This window comes from Campylobacter sputorum subsp. sputorum (assembly GCF_008245005.1).
Taxonomy (GTDB): Bacteria; Campylobacterota; Campylobacteria; order Campylobacterales; family Campylobacteraceae; genus Campylobacter_F; species Campylobacter_F sputorum.
Genome location: NZ_CP043427.1, coordinates 1,361,599 through 1,379,301 on the forward strand (window position 1 = coordinate 1,361,599; position 17,703 = coordinate 1,379,301).

The 17,703-nt window shown below is 27.3% G+C and carries 22 protein-coding genes; 12 read left to right on the forward strand and 10 right to left on the reverse strand.

The genetic code is table 11. The features are described 5' to 3' along the window. Positions 1-6: 6 nt before the first annotated feature. Both CSPT_RS06940 and CSPT_RS06945 read left to right on the forward strand, forming a co-directional pair. On the forward strand, positions 7-567 hold the full coding sequence (locus CSPT_RS06940; protein WP_089182919.1) for a hypothetical protein: 561 nt from the start codon (positions 7-9) through the stop codon (positions 565-567). Continuing rightward, positions 567-1,148: a hypothetical protein gene (locus CSPT_RS06945; RefSeq protein WP_089182920.1), complete on the forward strand. Its 582-nt coding sequence runs from the start codon at positions 567-569 to the stop codon at positions 1,146-1,148. Before CSPT_RS06940 ends, CSPT_RS06945 begins: the two co-directional genes overlap by 1 nt. On the opposite strand, the gene CSPT_RS06950 is transcribed toward CSPT_RS06945, so the two are convergent. After that, positions 1,135-2,661: a DNA repair protein RecN gene (locus CSPT_RS06950; RefSeq protein WP_089182921.1), complete on the reverse strand. Its 1,527-nt coding sequence runs from the start codon at positions 2,659-2,661 to the stop codon at positions 1,135-1,137. The genes CSPT_RS06945 and CSPT_RS06950 overlap by 14 nt on opposite strands. Beyond that, entirely contained in the window at positions 2,654-3,523 is an 870-nt protein-coding gene (locus CSPT_RS06955; protein WP_089182922.1) for an NAD(+) kinase, read from the reverse strand. The genes CSPT_RS06950 and CSPT_RS06955 overlap by 8 nt, the downstream gene beginning before the upstream one ends. Before the next feature lie 94 nt (positions 3,524-3,617). Here CSPT_RS06955 and aspS point away from each other — a divergent pair, with 94 nt between their 5' ends. Genes aspS through CSPT_RS06990 form a run of 10 tightly spaced genes read left to right on the forward strand, consistent with a single transcriptional unit; the run spans position 3,618 to position 10,275 of the window. Then, positions 3,618-5,372, forward strand: coding sequence for an aspartate--tRNA ligase (gene aspS / locus CSPT_RS06960; protein WP_089182923.1), 1,755 nt, complete (start codon positions 3,618-3,620; stop codon positions 5,370-5,372). Further along, on the forward strand, positions 5,369-5,950 hold the full coding sequence (locus CSPT_RS06965; protein ID WP_089182924.1) for an adenylate kinase: 582 nt from the start codon (positions 5,369-5,371) through the stop codon (positions 5,948-5,950). The genes aspS and CSPT_RS06965 overlap by 4 nt, the downstream gene beginning before the upstream one ends. 21 nt (positions 5,951-5,971) lie before the next feature. Beyond that, positions 5,972-6,481, forward strand: a complete 510-nt coding sequence (ppa, locus tag CSPT_RS06970) for an inorganic diphosphatase (protein WP_089182925.1) — start codon at positions 5,972-5,974, stop codon at positions 6,479-6,481. A gap of 57 nt (positions 6,482-6,538) precedes the next feature. Beyond that, positions 6,539-7,474, forward strand: coding sequence for a sugar transferase (locus CSPT_RS06975; protein WP_089182926.1), 936 nt, complete (start codon positions 6,539-6,541; stop codon positions 7,472-7,474). 51 nt (positions 7,475-7,525) lie between these two features. After that, a complete protein-coding gene (locus CSPT_RS09165) occupies positions 7,526-7,945 on the forward strand; it encodes a glycosyltransferase (protein WP_255410850.1) in 420 nt (139 codons plus the stop codon). Next, complete coding sequence (locus CSPT_RS09170) at positions 7,942-8,139, forward strand: glycosyltransferase family protein (RefSeq protein WP_201261371.1); 198 nt, start codon at positions 7,942-7,944, stop codon at positions 8,137-8,139. The genes CSPT_RS09165 and CSPT_RS09170 overlap by 4 nt, the downstream gene beginning before the upstream one ends. Beyond that, the gene (locus tag CSPT_RS09175; RefSeq protein WP_201261372.1) at positions 8,087-8,425 is read left to right on the forward strand and encodes a hypothetical protein; all 339 of its coding nucleotides are present in this window, start codon (positions 8,087-8,089) and stop codon (positions 8,423-8,425) included. Before CSPT_RS09170 ends, CSPT_RS09175 begins: the two co-directional genes overlap by 53 nt. Then, positions 8,422-9,954, forward strand: coding sequence for a glucosyltransferase domain-containing protein (locus tag CSPT_RS06985; RefSeq protein WP_089182927.1), 1,533 nt, complete (start codon positions 8,422-8,424; stop codon positions 9,952-9,954). The genes CSPT_RS09175 and CSPT_RS06985 overlap by 4 nt, the downstream gene beginning before the upstream one ends. Next, a complete protein-coding gene (locus tag CSPT_RS09355; protein WP_249041596.1) occupies positions 9,954-10,115 on the forward strand; it encodes a GtrA family protein in 162 nt (53 codons plus the stop codon). The genes CSPT_RS06985 and CSPT_RS09355 overlap by 1 nt, the downstream gene beginning before the upstream one ends. Beyond that, positions 10,108-10,275 carry a GtrA family protein gene (locus tag CSPT_RS06990; protein WP_249041595.1) on the forward strand — a complete coding sequence of 56 codons (168 nt, stop codon included), beginning with the start codon at positions 10,108-10,110 and terminating at the stop codon, positions 10,273-10,275. Before CSPT_RS09355 ends, CSPT_RS06990 begins: the two co-directional genes overlap by 8 nt. Positions 10,276-10,319: 44 nt before the next feature. Here CSPT_RS06990 and CSPT_RS06995 read toward each other — a convergent pair whose 3' ends face one another. The 8 genes from CSPT_RS06995 to tatC all read right to left on the reverse strand — a co-directional run bounded on the left by CSPT_RS06995 (position 10,320) and on the right by tatC (position 17,702). Then, positions 10,320-11,081: a glycosyltransferase family 2 protein gene (locus tag CSPT_RS06995; protein WP_201261373.1), complete on the reverse strand. Its 762-nt coding sequence runs from the start codon at positions 11,079-11,081 to the stop codon at positions 10,320-10,322. After that, positions 11,074-11,892, reverse strand: a complete 819-nt coding sequence (locus CSPT_RS07000) for a glycosyltransferase family protein (protein ID WP_149051358.1) — start codon at positions 11,890-11,892, stop codon at positions 11,074-11,076. The genes CSPT_RS06995 and CSPT_RS07000 overlap by 8 nt, the downstream gene beginning before the upstream one ends. Before the next feature lie 87 nt (positions 11,893-11,979). Continuing rightward, positions 11,980-13,068, reverse strand: coding sequence for a glycosyltransferase (locus CSPT_RS07005; RefSeq protein WP_089182929.1), 1,089 nt, complete (start codon positions 13,066-13,068; stop codon positions 11,980-11,982). Beyond that, complete coding sequence (locus CSPT_RS07010; RefSeq protein ID WP_089182930.1) at positions 13,065-14,459, reverse strand: lipopolysaccharide biosynthesis protein; 1,395 nt, start codon at positions 14,457-14,459, stop codon at positions 13,065-13,067. The genes CSPT_RS07005 and CSPT_RS07010 overlap by 4 nt, the downstream gene beginning before the upstream one ends. A 265-nt stretch (positions 14,460-14,724) precedes the next feature. Next, positions 14,725-15,462, reverse strand: a complete 738-nt coding sequence (locus CSPT_RS07015) for a hypothetical protein (RefSeq protein WP_089182931.1) — start codon at positions 15,460-15,462, stop codon at positions 14,725-14,727. Continuing rightward, positions 15,420-15,917: a hypothetical protein gene (locus tag CSPT_RS07020; protein ID WP_143297538.1), complete on the reverse strand. Its 498-nt coding sequence runs from the start codon at positions 15,915-15,917 to the stop codon at positions 15,420-15,422. Before CSPT_RS07020 ends, CSPT_RS07015 begins: the two co-directional genes overlap by 43 nt. Before the next feature lie 11 nt (positions 15,918-15,928). Next, entirely contained in the window at positions 15,929-16,948 is a 1,020-nt protein-coding gene (gene queA / locus CSPT_RS07025; RefSeq protein WP_089182933.1) for a tRNA preQ1(34) S-adenosylmethionine ribosyltransferase-isomerase QueA, read from the reverse strand. Further along, on the reverse strand, positions 16,941-17,702 hold the full coding sequence (gene tatC / locus CSPT_RS07030) for a twin-arginine translocase subunit TatC (RefSeq protein ID WP_089182934.1): 762 nt from the start codon (positions 17,700-17,702) through the stop codon (positions 16,941-16,943). Before tatC ends, queA begins: the two co-directional genes overlap by 8 nt. Between the last annotated feature and the right edge of the window lies 1 nt (position 17,703).

Consider the following 17,703-nt stretch of genomic DNA (forward strand, 5'->3'; position numbering starts at 1 on the left):
ACCGATATGAAAAAGACTATTTATTTGTTTTTTTTATTACTATTTTTTACAGCTTGTGCATCGACAACCCCTACTGTGCATTTAAAAACTACTGAGCCTTTAATAATAACACAAAAACCTGAGGGTAAAAAAGTTTATATTAAATTTAATAATTCTATAAATGTTGAAAACAATATAACAAAAAACATAGAATACACGCTGCAAAACAATGGATATGAGATATCGCAAGATCCAACTAGTAGTGATTATGCAATTTATGGCGATTTAACTGACTTTAAAAGGATATATGTAAAAGATCCAAATGTTTATATGGGTTTTGGTTTTGGTATGAGGAGATTTTATGGTGGTTTCGGACATTTTTATGATTATGACAATCCATATGAGTATAACGATACAAGCTACATTTATGAAGCACAAGTTTCTTTACTTATAAAACTAAAAAATTTACGGGATTACTCAACAAATTTAAATTTACAAAGCGATAGAGGTGTATACTCAACAAGCACGATAATGGCTAAATTTGCAGATAAGATAAGCAATCAGATACTTCATTTCCTAGAATTTTAATGCTAAAAATTTGCTTTATTGTATTATTTGTATTTTCTAGTTTAATTGGATCCGAGATTATTTATACAAATAAATTTGATATCGACATTATCCCAAAAAACAGAAATTTCAACATTAAATTTGATAATTATAGCGGAACTTTTAGCTCTCTTGATAAAAAAATAATACAAGCCTTACAAAACAATGGACTTACTCTATCAAATGAAAATAATTCTAGCATAGATATAAAACTTACTATAAATTACTTTAAACAAACACCGATACCAAAAACAAGCGGAGGATATGTAAATGTTGGCATTGGATTTGGTAATCACGGATATAGACAAAAGGAGATAGAAGTTGGATATGTTTTGGGTAATATAACAAAAAACGATAATTTTGATACATCATTTAGTAACTTATATGAAGCTAGCTCAAGTTTGCTTATACAAATTAAAAATAACAATGATAAATCAAAAACTTTCACCACAAATTTAGACTACTCAAGCAACTATAATGACACTAAAGAAGCTATGAATGATTTTGAGGATTTAATATCAAAAGAGATATCAAAACTTCTTTTTATACCTATTTCTCATTAAGCATTTTTGCAGCAAAATCCATAGCTTCTTTGCTTATATTTTCGCCACTTATCATTCTAGCTAACTCTTTTGCTTTTTCATCGTCTTTTATCTCATAAACGCTTGAAATTTCGCCATTTTTTTCTACAACAAAATGTGTATCTGCTCTGCTTGAAAGTTGCGGCTGATGAGAGATTGCAAAAATCTGATAAAAACAAGATAGCTCATTTAGCACATTTGCTATACTCATAGCTTCTTTTCCGCTTAAATTTGCATCTATTTCATCAAGCAAAATAACACCATCTCCTTTTTTTGTAACAACACATCTAAGAGCAATAAAGGCAAGCCTTAAACGATTTGTTTCACCGCTACTAAGCTTTTTTATATCAACCCCGCTATGCTCTATCAAAACTTCATCTAATCCGCTATCATCAAGCTCTTTTTGCTCTATACTTACGCTAACTTCATTCATATAAAGCTTTGATAAAAAATCATTTAAAACACTTACAAACTCATCTAAACTAGATTTTCTAGCTTTAGAAATTTGCAATGCCAACTCATCAACTACATTTTTTGCACTCTTTAATTTTTTTTGAAGATTTTCTTTTTCAAAGCTAATATCTTCATAATGAGCCAACTCTTGTTTTCGCTTTTCAAGCACATTTAAAGCTTCTTCTATACTTCCATATCTGCGATTTAAAGAGCTTAATAACTCAATCCTATCTAAAATATGCTCTATATCAATATCATCAAGTTCATTTAAATTTAAACTCTCTTTAATATTTCTAAGTTCATTCATACTATCTTCAAAAAACGCACTATCTTTATCGCTTAATCTAAGCGCTTCAACAACAGCACTTTCGTAATTAAAAATATTCTCAGCCTTGTTCCAAAACTCTATTATCTTATCTTTTTTACTAAGCTTTTTTTTGATTTCCATAAGCTCATCATATTCGCCTATTTTTGGCGAAATTTCATCTATCTTAGATATCTCAAATTTAGCAAACTCTTTTAACTCTTCTATTTTACTTTCTTCAAGTTCTATCTTGTTTAACTCTTTTAAAATTTTTGAATACTCTTCGTAATTTACTTTAAAATTTGCTAGAATTTCTTTGTATTTTAAGTCTTTTTTTATACAAATAGTGTCTAACACTTCAAGCAATTTATCATTTTCAAATTCGCCATTTTCTTTCGCATTTAGATATTTTATATGTTCTTTTGCAATGCTAGCTACATTTTTTTTTGAAACAAGTTGTGAGTTTATGAAAAATCTCACGCTTTTATCTTTTAACATCTTAAAAGAGTTTATTTCATCATTTTCTAATCCAAACTCCATCATATCAAATTTATAATCAACATTTGCTTCAGCTAATTTTGCTTCACTATCTTTTAGACCAAATACACCTAAAAATGCGTTAAAAAGCACGGACTTTCCAGCACCGCTTACGCCTGTAAAAACATTTAAACCACTACTAAATTTAAGATCAACTTCATTAAATGTTAAACAATCTTTTATATACAATCTCTCAATCATTATGACCCCATCTTAGCTTTTCTTTTAAAATGTCAAAATAATCAGCTTTAACGCTTTTTATCAAATTTACTCTTTTATCACTTAATTTTACACTAACCTCATCATAATCACTCATCTCATAAACATCTTGTCCATCTATTACAACAACGACATTATCTCTACTTTTAAACGAAATTTCTGCTTCTTTTGGAAGTATCAAAGAGCGTTGGGTTAGCGAGTGAGAACATATTGGCGTGATACTAAAAACATTGCAAAGTGGATAAATTATAGATCCTCCTGCACTCATATTATAAGCAGTTGAGCCTATGGGAGAACTTACGATAACGCCATCGCCAAAATATGAATTAAAATGTTTATCGTGCAAAAAAGCATCGATTTTTGCTATAGATTTTATCTTTGAGCGAACCAAAACTACATCATTAAATGCAATTTTATTTAGAATTTTTTCATCTTTTTTTAAATTAATATCAAGTAAATATGGACGCTGAACTTCAAATTTACCATCAAAAAAATCAGCAAAAAATTCTTTTGTATTTGCCATATTAACATCTGTTAAGAATCCTAAATTTCCAGCATAAATTCCTATAATTGGAGTATTAAAATCTACTATTTTTCTACAAACGCCAAGTAGTGTGCCATCGCCACCAAGGGAGATTATCATATCGCAAGTTTTAGCTAGTTTTAATAAGCTTTGTCCTTTTAAATTTAATAATTTTGCGCTCTCGGTTTCAAGTATAGTATTTACACCATATAAATTTAAAATTTGTGAAATATGATTTATATTTTGTTTTATATCTTCATGATTTTTTGCAACAATGCCAATATTTTTTATATTTTTATGATTAATTTTTTCTTTTTCCATAAAATCAATTTTAACATAAAAATTTATAAACTTATCTAAGTAAAAGCAAAGTTTTAATATAATAACTAGTTTTATAAAATAAAAAGGAATCTTAATGAGAAGTCATTATTGTACCGATTTATCAAGAGATGACATCGGAAAAGAGGTCGATGTTTGCGGTTGGGTAAATTCATACCGTGATCATGGCGGAGTTATCTTTATAGATTTAAGAGATAGAAGCGGACTTTTGCAGCTTGTTTGCGATCCAGCAGATAGTAAAGAATCTTACGAAATAGCAAATAGTGTTAGAAATGAGTTTGTTTTAAGAGCAAAAGGAAAAGTTAGAGCAAGAGGCGAAGGGTTGGCAAATCCGAAGCTAAAAACAGGTGAAATAGAAGTTATAGTAACTAAACTTATAGTCGAAAATCCAAGTGCGCCACTTCCGTTTGTTATAGGAGATAGCAATGTCGGAGAAGAAACAAGGCTTAAATACAGATTTTTAGATCTTAGAACGACTGAGAGTTTTAATAAATTTAAAATGCGTTCAAGTGCTGCAATAGCTGCAAGAAATTCTCTTGATAGACTTGGTTTTGTAGAAGTTGAAACACCGATATTAACTCGTGCTACGCCAGAAGGTGCGAGAGATTACCTTGTTCCAAGCAGAGTTCATCCAGGTGAGTTTTATGCACTTCCGCAAAGTCCGCAACTTTTCAAACAGCTTTTAATGTGTTCTGGGTTTGATAAATATTTTCAAATAGCAAAATGTTTTAGAGATGAGGATTTAAGGGCAGATCGTCAGCCTGAATTTACTCAAATAGACATAGAAATGAGCTTTAATACACAAGAAGATGTAATGAAAGTTGGCGAAGCTGTTTTAAAAGATATATTCAAATCATGTGGCTATGATATACAAACACCATTTAGAAAGATGACATATAAAGTTGCAACTGAAACCTATGGTAGTGATAAACCAGATCTTAGATTTGATATGCCTCTTGTTGATGTAGATGATATCTTTGAAAGATCAAATAACGAAATTTTTAGCTCTCTAGCAAAAGACAAAAAGAAAAATCGCATAAAAGCAATAAAAGTAGAAAATGGCGATAATATTTTTAGCAAAAGGCAAATGCAAGGATTTGAAGAATTTGTGCGTAAATTTGGAGCACAAGGACTAGCATTTTTCCAGGTTAAAGAAGATGGCTTAAAAGGTCCGCTTGTTAAATTCTTTGAACAAAGTGATCTTGATGAGATTATGAAAAGATGTGAACTAAAAGTTGGCGATGTAGTATTTTTTGGAGCAGGAAAGAAAAAGATAGTTCTTGATTATATGGGAAGATTTAGATTATTTTTAGCTGATCAACTTGGACTTATAGACAAAAATAAACTAGAATTTCTATGGGTTGTTGATTTCCCTATGTTTGAACAAAACGATGATGGCTCTTACTCAGCAATGCACCATCCATTTACAATGCCAAACAATGTGGATGAAGAAGATATCGAAGATATCACATCGATAGCTTATGATGTTGTATTAAATGGTATAGAACTTGGTGGCGGAAGCATAAGAATTCACAAAGCCGACATACAAGAAAAAGTATTTAATCTACTAAAAATATCACCAGATGAGCAAAAAGAGAAATTTGGCTTCTTGCTTGATGCATTAAGTTTTGGTGCTCCTCCACATGGTGGTATTGCGATAGGTTTTGATAGACTTATGATGCTTGTTACAAAATCAAATAGTATCCGTGAAGTTATAGCATTTCCTAAGACACAAAAAGCACAATGTCCTTTAACAAAAGCACCTAGCGTAGTTACGAGCGAGCAGTTGCGTGAACTTGGATTAAAATTAAACAAAAAGGATAATAAATGAAAAATTTATTTTTAATCATTGGAGCACCAGGAAGCGGCAAAACAACAGATGCTAGCTTGATAGCAAAGATGAATCAAAGCGTAGAGCACTACTCAACTGGAGATCTTTTAAGAGCCGAGGTTGCAAGTGGAAGCGAACTTGGAAAAGAGATAGATGGCTATATAAGCAACGGGAATCTAGTTCCTTTAAATGTAGTTATAAACACAATAGTTTCTGCTATAAAAAAATCTCCAAAAGATTTTATCTTAATAGATGGATATCCAAGAAGCGTAGAGCAGATGAAAGAGCTTGATAAAGTTATAAAAACAGATGGGGAAATAAAACTAAATTCTGTTATAGAAGTTGAAGTTAGCGAAGAGATTGCAAAAGAAAGAGTGCTAGGAAGAGCAAGAGGTGCTGATGATAATGAAGAGGTGTTTAAAAATAGAATGAGAGTTTATCTTGAACCTATAGACGAGATACGAGATTTTTATAAATCTCAAAGCGTTTTTTACACGGTAAATGGTGAAAGAACCATAGAAGAGATAGTTAGCGAAATAAATGAGATAATAGTATCTCAAATAATGAAAAAAATGTAAATTTAAAGGAATAAAAATAAAATGGATATTTCAAAAATAAAACCAGGATCAAATCCAGATAAGATAAATGCTGTTATAGAGATACCTTATGGTTCAAACATAAAATACGAAATAGACAAGGACAGCGGTGCAGTTTGCGTTGATAGAGTTTTATACTCGGCTATGTTTTATCCAGCAAACTATGGCTTTGTGCCAAATACTCTAGCAGATGATGGCGATCCTGCTGATATACTTGTATTAAACGAATATCCGCTTCAAGCAGGAAGTGTGATACCTTGCCGTTTGATAGGAGTTCTTGTGATGGAAGATGAAGCGGGGATGGATGAAAAGCTTTTAGCAGTGCCTGTTAGCAAGATAGATCCAAGATATGATGATATAAAATCTATTGATGATTTACCAAAAGCGACACTAAATAAAATAAAAAATTTCTTTGAAACATATAAAATGCTTGAGCCAAACAAATGGGTTAAAGTTAAAAATTTCGAAGATGTAAAAAAAGCTGAAGAAATTTTAAACAAGGCGATGAGTTAATCTCGCCTTTGCTACATTGATAATTTTTATGAATGACTTTATAAACTAGGCTTAGTCTTGATAATTCTTGGAGATAAGTATAAATTTAATGAACTTGAGTTAAAAAAACTAAATAAAAAATTCAAAGATATAAAATTTTTAAAATACTATGCTACTAGAGAAAGCTCTGCTATAACCAGAAAAGAAATTAAAAATTTATTAAAAGATAAATACTATAAATATTTAGTCATAAATAGCGATTATGATATAGATAAAAAGATGATAAAATTTTTAACTCTATTACAATTTAGATATAGAAGAAAACCTTTACACATCATATCTATACAAAAACTTTTAGAAAGACATTTAGAAAAATTGTACATTCCAGATGATAGTAAAAATTTGGAATTTTTAATGGATATAAAACCATATAATACATTTGAGTATAGTATAAAAAGATGTGTAGACTTGGTATGTGGTGGGATTTTATATAGTATAAATTTTTTCTTAAAATTTTATGTAAAGAAAAAAATAGAAGAAGAAAGTCCTGGAGAGATATATTTTTTGCAAGATAGGGTTGGTAAAAACTTAAAAACTTTTAAATGTTATAAATTTAGAACTATGCATAAAAACTCATACTTTGAAAAATACACTAAAGGAAATGACGATAGAATTTTTCCTTTTGGTAAGATTTTGAGAAAAACTAGAGTTGATGAAATTCCACAAGCTATAAATGTCTTAAAAGGCGATATGCACTTAATAGGCCCAAGAGCAGAATGGAGTATACTCGTAAAAGAATATGAAAAAGAAATTCCGTATTATAATGAACGCCATATAGTAAAACCTGGTATAACTGGGTGGGCACAAGTAAATTATCCATATGGTGCAAATATTTATGATACCAAGCAAAAACTAATGTATGATTTATACTACATAAAACACTGGTCGCTATGGCTTGAAATAAAAACTATATTTAAAACTATAGCAATTATGATAAAAAGAAAAGGGATTTAAATATGCAAATTTATCCAATAATTCGGTACAGTCGTCTTTTCTCTCTCGATAATCGTTCCGTGCTTTAACGAAGAAAAAAGCATATCAATTTTTTACGATGAAGTTATCAAAGTTATAAATGAAATCAAAGATAAAATAGATAAAAGTTTAACTTATGAGTTTATATTTATAGATGATGGCAGTAAAGACAGGACTAGCGAAACTGTAAAAACTCTTAGAAATTTAGACAAAAATGTAAATTTAATCAAATTTGCTAGGAACTTTGGCAAAGAGGCTGGAATTTTAGCTGGTTTAAAAGCATCAAAAGGAAAAGCTGTAGTTTTAATGGATGTTGATTTGCAAGACCCGCCAAATTTGATAAAAAAGATGTATCAAATTTGGTTTAATAAAGAAGCTAAAATTATTTATGCAAAGAGAAATAAAAGAACCGATGAAAAACTAATAAAATCTCAAATTTACTATCAGATGTGAAATTAGAATCAGGCGTTAGAGATTTTAGACTTATGGATAGGGTTGTGGTTGATGAGCTAGTTAAAATGAATGAATACCATAGATTTAGCAAAATGATGTTTGAGTGGGTTGGTTTTGATAGAGTTTGCTTAGAGTATGAGTATGAAAAAAGAGCAGCTGTCGAAACTAGCTGGAGTTTTTTTAGGACTTTTTAAATACGCAGTAGAAGGAATAATTAGCTTTTCTACAAAGCCACTTAAACTTGCTTTTTGGGTTGGGCTTATTATAAGCTTGATTGCTGGAATTTATGGAATTTATATAGTTTTAGATACTTTGATAGGATATCCTTCACTTATAACTATCATGCTATTTTTAGGTGGCATTGAACTCATAGTTTTAGGAGTGGTTGGAGAGTATATAGCTAGAATTTACGAAGAAGTTAAGAAAAGACCACACTATATAATAGATGAAATTTTAGATAATTCTAAGGATAAGAAATGAAAATAACTATTGATACAGACTATGTTGTAGCGAAATTAAAGAGCTTTAAAATAACTAAATTTTTAAAAAGTGAGTGGATATATTTTATAACTGTTTGGCGAAATTTCTTTGGTGAAAAAGATTTTTGGAAATATTTTGGGTTTGTTTATTTTATCTATTTTTTGGGGTATTTTGGGCTGATTTTAGCTGATGTTTATTATATAGATGATTTAGGAAGAGCCCAAGATGGCTATATTGGATTTTTAAATTTTTCAAGATACTTAAGTGAAAATTTATCAAAACTTATTCATTTAAATTTACATAGAAATACAGATATTTCACCAATTACTCAGCTAATTGCAATGGCTCTTTTATCATTTGGTTCAATGGTGCTTGTAAAAATTATAAATAAAAAACAGAGTTATTTTGGCTTATTGGCCTCAATTCCACTTGGGCTTAGTCCGTTTTTCTTAGAAAATATGAGCTATAAATTTGATAGTCCATTTATGGCACTTGCTTTGATTTCGCCGATAATTCCATTTTTATTTTTAAAAAAGAAATTTACATTTTTTATAGTTTCGGTTCTATCGGTTTTAATAACTTTAAATACCTACCAGAGTGCAAATTCTGTATATTTAATACTCTCGATGTTTGTAATTTTGATAATGTTTATAAATAAAAATAAGAAAATTAATATTGTTAAAAATAGCTTTTTATTTGCTATATCCTATGCAGTCTCTATGTTTATCTATAAATTTATAATTCTTACAGAAGTTAATGGTTATGTATCTAGTGGAGCAATAAAAGAAAACTTAATGCAAGGTTTTTTAAATAATATAAAACATAATTTATCAAGATACCAAGAAGTTATAAATGATACAACATTTGAATATATTTTTTATATTTTAGTTTTGTTTTTCTTAATATCTATCTTTAAAAAAGCAAAAATAAATAAATTTAACGCCTTAAGCTTGGGCTTTGCTTTTATAATTTTAAGTGTCTCATTAAGTCAAGGGGCTTATTTGATTTTAGAAAAGCCACTTACAGCAACAAGGGCTTATAATGGTATAGGAGTTGTGGTTGCTATTATTTTTATATACTCTTTAAATTTTAAATTTATAAATTTATCTAAAATTTTTGTATGCTTTAGTGCTTATTTTTTGATAATTCAGGCAAATTCATACGGTAATGCTTTAAGAGCTCAAGAAGAGTATTCTCAAATAAGAATTAAACTTATGTATAGTGATTTGAATAAACTAGCCCCGATTGATGGTAAATTTAGTGTCCAAATTATAAAAGGTGTGGGTAATTCTCCTGTAACTGAAAATAGTAAGAAAAGCTTTCCTATTATAAATTCACTCAAATTTCAAAATTTAAGACCTAGTTGGGTTTGGACAACTATAAATAACTTTAGGATTCTTGGATTAAAAGGAAATTATTACTATAAATCTTGCTTTAATGATACAAATAAAATAGTTGATAGTATGGATACAGCTATGCATAAAATAACCAAATATGATAATAATTGTTTTGTAATTGAATTTAAATAATGCTAGATACAAAATTAATTAAATACCTATTAGTTGGAGTTTTAAACACGATTGTTGGTTTTGGTATAATTTTTGGGCTTATGTTTTTAGGTGTAAGCCCAGAGATTTCAAATTTAAGTGGGTATTTGGTTGGTATAGTTTTTTTCTTATGTGATGAATAAAGTTTTTACTTTTAAGAGCAAATCTAAAAGCAAAGTAGAGTTTATAAAATTTATAGTCTCTATGCTTATGGCTTGCACTCTAAATTTTATAACTTTAAAAATATGCTTAAATATAGGTATAAATCCATATATTTCACAGATAATTTCAGGAGGAATTTAAAACTAAGTGGATTTGTTTTAGTAAATTTTAGGTATTTATGTAAACTATTTATTTGTTTTTTTATACTTTAAAAAGCCATTTAAAGCATAATTTAAAAAATAATATGTGCTTGTTAATAAATTTAATTTTTCAAATTTCCTATAAATTTTCCATTGACAAATAGCCATATGAAACTTATTAGAAGAAAGTGATTTATTATATAATCTATAAGATGCTGTTATATCTAACAAACCATTAGTATTATTTACTAATTTTAATATCTTTAACCAAGTAGCATAATCTTCTCTTTTATGAGCATCTAATGGCATATAAATTTTACTAAGTTTTTTAGTATCATATATAGCTGTTGAGCAGCCTATATCGCAAGTTTTAAGTATAGAATTGTAAGAAATTTTAGGCTTTATTGTAAACTTACCCAAATACTCACCTTTTTCATCTATAAGGTTATAAGATGAGTAGGTAAAAACCAAATTATTATCTTGCATAAATTTTACTTGAGCTTCTAATTTATTTGATAACCATAAATCATCGGCATCTAAAAAAGCTATGTATCTACCTTTTGCGGCTTTTATCCCTTTATTTCTAGCAATAGCCGAACCAGAATTCTTTTCTAATTTTATAAATTTTATTTTATTATATTTTTTTATATATTCTTCTATAATCTTATTCGAATTATCTGGCGAACAATCGTCTATTATGATAAGTTCGTAATTATCATAAGTCTGAAACAAAACTGATTTTATAGCCTCTTCTATGAATTTTTCCGAACCATAAGATGGCATAATTACTGAAACCAAATCATTCACTGTCCAACTCCAAAAAATATTTTCTGCCTTTTAACATATGTTTTAAAGCTTCAAAAAATCCAATATTTTCTTTTGAATATAACTTATATTTGCGAATAGAAAATTGCAGTATTAACAAAAAAGAGTATTTTTTACTCATTCTAGTAAAAATAGCTCCGCGATTAAACAAAAAATCTCTATTATAACCATTAAACCAAGTTGATGGGCGAAAATCTGTTTTTATTCCTAAAACTTCATCACTTCCATATATATTAGCTTTTTTATCTAAACATTCAAATAAAAGTATATTTTCCTCTCCACTTCCAAATCTGCTTCCGCTTCCAAATCTTTCATCAAATTTAATATTATTGTTCATTAAAAAATTAGTTTTAAAAGTTATTTGTGGAGTAAAAATTTTAAATGAATTAAGATAGTTTAATTTTCCGTTTAATTTTTTTAATAAATTACCTCTTTTTACGCTAAAACAAATACCGTCCAAATATTTAAATTTTGTATAAGCATTAACTATTTTCTGCTTATAGTTATCACAAAAAACAAAGTTATCATCTGCAAAATAAACTATATCAGAATCTTTAATATATTCAAAACCCAAATTTCTACTTTTGCTAAGACCTTTTTTATTAACAGAAATAATTTTTATGTTAAAATCATCAAATTTATATTTTTCCTTTTTATCATAATTTGTTTGATTTATAATAATGCAATCAGTTTGTAAATTCATTCTCTTTACTAATTCTTTGTAATCTTTTAAATTAATTGTAGAAATCACAACAATGATTTTAAAATGCATATTTTTACCCCACTTTTTCATAAATTTTATAATTATTTAAAATACTTCATAATTTGAATGTATTTTTAACATTATAAATTGTAACAATTATAAAAACATTGTAATTGTTCATTTTATCAACTCCAAATATAAATCTTGCAATCTTTTAGACTCAATGTCTATATCAAAACCTTGCTGCTTTATCTTTTCAACCGAATTCTCATATCTTTTAAATTTAGTTGTTTTATATGAAAATAATATTTTTTTAGCCCAAAATTTAGAATCGTAATTAAGCGATACAAACTCAAAACTATCTAAAATTTTAACCTCTCGTGAAACTTTATCACTTACAAAGCATTTTAAACCGTTTGTTTGAGCCTCTACTAAGACAACTGGAAAACCCTCAAAAAAGCTTGTAAGTAAAAAACAATCCATCGCACTATAATAAATTTCTGGATTTACAACATTTCCTACAAAACTTATATTCTGTATTAAATTTAACTCTTTTGCTTGTTTTTCTAAATCTTGTCTTAAAATTCCATCTCCTACTAAAAGCAAATGCGAATTTTGAATATAGTGATTTATACAATTAAAGACTTGAAGAAGAAATTTATGATTTTTTTGCTCTTCAAATCTAGCTACACATCCAAATACAATCATGCCGTCTAAATTTAGTTTTTTACTAATTTCATATTTTTCTTTGGCATTAAAAATAAATTTATTTATATTTATGGCGTTTTTTACATAAGTAAAGTCCTTATTTGCAAACATATCTCTGCCAGCTGCTTTACCACATGCTATATAAGTAGTTGCAAGATGATTAGTGGTATATATATTTATTTTATTTTTTATTGTTTTATATTTATTTTCCATGAAAAGATGTGAATGAATTACTCTAACTTTTACACGACACAAAAAAGCAGCTAAAAATATAAATAAATTTGAAACATTAGAGTGAATAATATCTATATTAAGTCTTTTAAAAATTTCTATAAATGTAAAAAATGTCTTGATTTTATTTTTAAACACATCAACTACAATTATCTCTATACCATTTTTATCTAGCCACCCATAAGGTATATCCTTGGAGTTACTTGATGTTAAAAAAGTGATACTAAATTTAGTTTTATCAAATCTTTCATAATAATTCATCATAACACTTTCTACTCCTCCTGTATTCATAAGACCTATAACGCATAAAATATTGATTTTTTTCATAAAACTCTCTTTTTATTTTTTAGTATATCTTTATAAACATAAGCATAAAAAAGCACTAAGAAAAAGAAATTTATAGCTATAAAAACTAAATTTGAAACATAGCACGCATAAGAAGTAATTATAAATATTAAAATATATAAAATGTTTATAAATCTTATTTTTATTATAAATTCTTTTTTAATCAAAATTATAAGCATTGCACAAGCAACTATATATTCTAAAATAAATGCAAAAATAATAGCAAAAATGCCTATTTTTTCTACCATAAAAGTCACAAAAATTATATTTATAAATAAATAAATAAAGCTTATTTTAGGTAGATATTTATTATAATTAATCTTATTTATAATATTTGATATAAACTCATAAACCCCAACACAAATACAAACCATCAAACAAGCTGGGATATAGATAAAAGCCTCATAATAGCTACTATTTACTATAAATGGAAATATAATTTTAATTGCAATTATTAAAAAACTAGAACCAAATAATAAAAATTTAATATACTCATTAATAGCTTTTGTATAATACTTGCCCATTAAATTTTGATCTAAAATTTTTGAGAAATTTACTTCTTGCCAAGCCATTTTAAAACAATTTATCAAAAGCATTAAAAGCATAGAAAATTTTAAAGCAATAGCATAATATCCATTTTCTGTTAGGCCTATACTTTTATAAATACAAAATTTACCATAAAACTCAGCAAACCAGTAGCTAAATGCAAGAGAAATCAAAGGAATAGAGTAATAAAACATCGGTTTTACAAAGGTAAAATCCCCAAAACCAATCCTTAACTTTAAAAAAACTTTTACATTTATTTCCATCATTAAAATAGCAAAAATAATACTTATGATAGAAGCGTATATTAAAGAAATATAGCCTAATTTAAAATGTATTAAAAAAATTAAATTTAAAATAACCCCAATTATAGTAGACAATACTCCGCTAAATACAAATATGTAATTTAATCCATAAGCTCTACAAATATAACTATATATAGTATGAATATACATTATAATCCCTAATATAATGAGCGAATTCATAAATTTAACATTTAAAATATTTAAAAACATATAAAAGCTAAATATATAAAAAATTAAACAAATCAAAAAAACAATAAACCCAGCAAATAAAACTTTTTCTTTGTAATTTTTTATATTTTTATAGCTATCATCAAGCAAAAATTTCATAACTGCTATATAAATATCTATAAAACATATACCTATAAAAAGATTTACATAAACCAAGCTTAAATCATACTCACCGTAATCACTAGGACTTAGATATTTAGTATACAAAGGAAGCATAAAAAAAGCTATGAGTTTATTTAAAATACTTCCAAAAAAATAAATCGAACTTGATTTTATAAATTTTGTTAAATCTGACAATACTCCATCTTTCTTATTTGAACTATATCAAAAACCTAATTTCCTCTATACAATAAACATAGTAAAAATCCAAAATTAATTCAAACAGTTATACAAAAATTATCTTATTTTATGTCTTTAATATGAGAAATTTCATATAAACTTTATTGTATTAGATATAACATTAAAAAAATAAATAATACAATCAACTAGATATAAGATATATAAAATAAATTATAAATTACCATATATTTTACTACAAAATATCTAGTTAAATTTTCTATTATTAAACACTAAAATATAATTTTTCCTCTTTTACCCCCCCCCCGTAAGATAAATCTAAAACATTTTTTAAAGTATTTATTGTATATGGCGAAGTTATAAAAAAATCGCCTATTTGCAAATCACGATTTATCTGATTTCTATTGCCTATGAAAAATACAATGACAAAATTCTTTTTCTTTTTATTTTCTTGCAAACTTTGATACATTTCATCGCTAATGCCGTTATAATCATCAATATAAATAAAAACTATAGCAGGTAAATATATCCTACTTTTTATATGTTCGTTTAAAATTTCCCAATTCTCACAAGGCTTAATATCCATATGAAATTTTTCTACTTGTTTTATGATAATATTTTTTAATGTTAAATTATTACATAACAATACAGAGCTTAAATTTTTAAATTTATCACTATAAGTTTTATTTGTATCATCATCGTTATATCCTAGTTTTAAAAACCCATTAAAACATATACTAAAATTATTTACATTTTCACATTTAACACTCCAGCCTAGCTGATCTATATATTTATTCATTTCATAAATAAATTTAAATCTACCAATGTTTAGCATATTTTTTTTGTGAATAATAAATTTTAATTTTTCATACAAATCAATATCTAAAATAGAATTTGAAGATATCTTTAACTCAAAATTTACAGCACTAGCTCCTTGACTTATAGGAAAAAACTCTACAATTATTGTATTTTCTTTAAATTCTTGTAAAAAAACTTTATACAAGATACAAGAGATTGTATAAAACATTGTGAATTAACATTGTATTTTTTATCAAGACTATCATCAAAATCAAAGATTACAACAGATCTGTTTTTAAAAGAACAATCAAAAATAGCCCTAGAAGCGTGACTTAATCTTGAGAATATATTTATGTTTGATACTGTTTTATTTATGGCATATTTTCTTTGTTGAAAATTTAAATTAAAAATATTTTCATTATTAGATGCTAAAAAATTCTCATTTTTTATGCTGGAATTTGTTTTATTTTCTGCTTTAATATCATTTATTTTTTTAAATTCATTTTTTAAAAATTTAACCATAAATACAAGGACAATGAAGCAAAATGTCATAAAAACTAGATAAAAAATATCTATATAATTATCTACAATTTGCAAAGATACATTTTCTTCGCTAAAAAGCATAACAAAACTTGTAAATAATACAAACACATAACGCATCTTACTTGCTCCTATAAAACTAACATACAATCACCATAAGAATAAAATCTATAGTTATTTTTTATGGCTATATCATAAATTTCCATAGTTTTTTCAAACCCTATAAAACTACAAACCAGCATTATAAGAGTTGATTTTGGAAGGTGGAAATTTGTAAGAAGATAATCTTGTCTAATTGGTTTATTAAAAGGATTTAAAAATAACTCACAAACCCCACTACTCCTACCATTTCTAGCAAAATCCTCAATCACCCTAGTAACAGTTGTTCCAATGCCTAAAATTTTATCCGTTGAGTTTATCAAATTTATAGTATTTTGCGGAAGATGATACCACTCTTCGTGCATTTTATGTTTTGTTATATCCTCGCTTTCTATACCCTTAAAAGTTCCTGCTCCAACATGTAAAGTAAGTGTGTAAATATCGTAGTTTATTTTAAGCTTATCAACAAGCTCACTACTAAAATGCAAAGATGCAGTTGGAGCCGCAACAGCACCTTGGTATTTTGCAAAAATACTTTGATACCAAATTTCGTCATTTTTATTATCATCTCTTTTGATGTATGGAGGGATAGGCACATGCCCTATACAATCCATCTCATTAAAAACTTCAGTTGTATTTAATTTTTTATCTTTCAAATAAAACTCAACTTCTCTCAAACCATCATCAAAAAGTGATTTAACTATAAATTTAAAGCTATCGCTTAATGCAATCTCACTACCAACTTTTACCCTACCTTTGATATACGCACCAAAATTTCCATTTATAAGCGGTGCATTAAGAAGTATTTCTACTTTTCCGCCGCTACTTTTTACACCATAAGCCCTTGCTTTTACAACCTTTGTATCATTAAAAACAATAGAACACTCTGGCAAAATTTCTGGCAAATCCTTTACATGTTTATGCAAAATAGTGTCTTTTTTTCTATCATAAACAAGCATTTTCGCATTTTCTCTTGGTAAAACTGGCTCTTTTGCTATAAACTCTTGTGGCAAAAAATAATCATAACTAGATGTTTTTAATAAATCAATCATCTAAATTTTCACCATCTTTTTGTTCATCATCAGCAGTCTCGTTTTGAGTAGTTTTACATGTCCATTTTACAACAAGTATAGAAAGAACATACAATAAAACAAGCGGTAGAGCCATAAGAATTTGACTTATAACATCTGGCGGTGTAACAATAGCTGCAAAAACAAATATTATAATAATTGCATATCTAAAAAATCCAAGCAAAGCTTTATAATCAACAAGACCAATTTTTGCTAAGAAAAATGTAACAACAGGCAGTTCAAAAGATATCCCAAATGCAACAATTAGTTTTGTAAAAAATCCGACATATTCGCCAATGCTAGGAAGTGCTGTAAAAAGTTGTCCGCCAAAATTTATAAGAAATTTAAACCCTATCGGTATTACCACATAGTAACAAAAACTAGATCCTGCTATAAAGAAAAACGTAGCAAAAAAAACAAATGGCAAGACATATTTTTTCTCATTATCATAAAGACCAGGGGATACAAAAAGCCAAAATTGCCAAAAAATTATAGGCATAGAAACTACAAGTCCTGCAAAAAACGAAACTTTCATAGCTGTAAAAAACGGCTCTTGAACCTGAGTAAATATAATATCACTGCCTTGGGGCAAAATTTTAACTAATGGCGCAGTCATCCAAGAAAGGATCGGGTTCCAAAACGAAAAACATACAAAAAACATTACAAAAATGGACGAACAGCTTATAAACAATCTTTTTCTAAGTTCTATTAAATGAGGTTTAAGATCTTCAAACATA

Bases quoted from the DNA above. Each gene is read 5' to 3' on its own strand.
- CSPT_RS06940 (WP_089182919.1), top strand. From the start codon at position 7: ATGAAAAAGACTATTTATTTGTTTTTTTTATTACTATTTTTTACAGCT.
- CSPT_RS06945 (WP_089182920.1), top strand. From the start codon at position 567: ATGCTAAAAATTTGCTTTATTGTATTATTTGTATTTTCTAGTTTAATT.
- CSPT_RS06950 (WP_089182921.1), bottom strand. From the start codon at position 2,661: ATGATTGAGAGATTGTATATAAAAGATTGTTTAACATTTAATGAAGTT.
- CSPT_RS06955 (WP_089182922.1), bottom strand. From the start codon at position 3,523: ATGGAAAAAGAAAAAATTAATCATAAAAATATAAAAAATATTGGCATT.
- aspS (WP_089182923.1), top strand. From the start codon at position 3,618: ATGAGAAGTCATTATTGTACCGATTTATCAAGAGATGACATCGGAAAA.
- CSPT_RS06965 (WP_089182924.1), top strand. From the start codon at position 5,369: ATGAAAAATTTATTTTTAATCATTGGAGCACCAGGAAGCGGCAAAACA.
- ppa (WP_089182925.1), top strand. From the start codon at position 5,972: ATGGATATTTCAAAAATAAAACCAGGATCAAATCCAGATAAGATAAAT.
- CSPT_RS09175 (WP_201261372.1), top strand. From the start codon at position 8,087: ATGAAAAAAGAGCAGCTGTCGAAACTAGCTGGAGTTTTTTTAGGACTT.
- CSPT_RS06985 (WP_089182927.1), top strand. From the start codon at position 8,422: ATGAAAATAACTATTGATACAGACTATGTTGTAGCGAAATTAAAGAGC.
- CSPT_RS09355 (WP_249041596.1), top strand. From the start codon at position 9,954: ATGCTAGATACAAAATTAATTAAATACCTATTAGTTGGAGTTTTAAAC.
- CSPT_RS06990 (WP_249041595.1), top strand. From the start codon at position 10,108: ATGAATAAAGTTTTTACTTTTAAGAGCAAATCTAAAAGCAAAGTAGAG.
- CSPT_RS07000 (WP_149051358.1), bottom strand. From the start codon at position 11,892: ATGAAAAAGTGGGGTAAAAATATGCATTTTAAAATCATTGTTGTGATT.
- CSPT_RS07005 (WP_089182929.1), bottom strand. From the start codon at position 13,068: ATGAAAAAAATCAATATTTTATGCGTTATAGGTCTTATGAATACAGGA.
- CSPT_RS07020 (WP_143297538.1), bottom strand. From the start codon at position 15,917: ATGCGTTATGTGTTTGTATTATTTACAAGTTTTGTTATGCTTTTTAGC.
- queA (WP_089182933.1), bottom strand. From the start codon at position 16,948: ATGATTGATTTATTAAAAACATCTAGTTATGATTATTTTTTGCCACAA.
- tatC (WP_089182934.1), bottom strand. From the start codon at position 17,702: ATGTTTGAAGATCTTAAACCTCATTTAATAGAACTTAGAAAAAGATTG.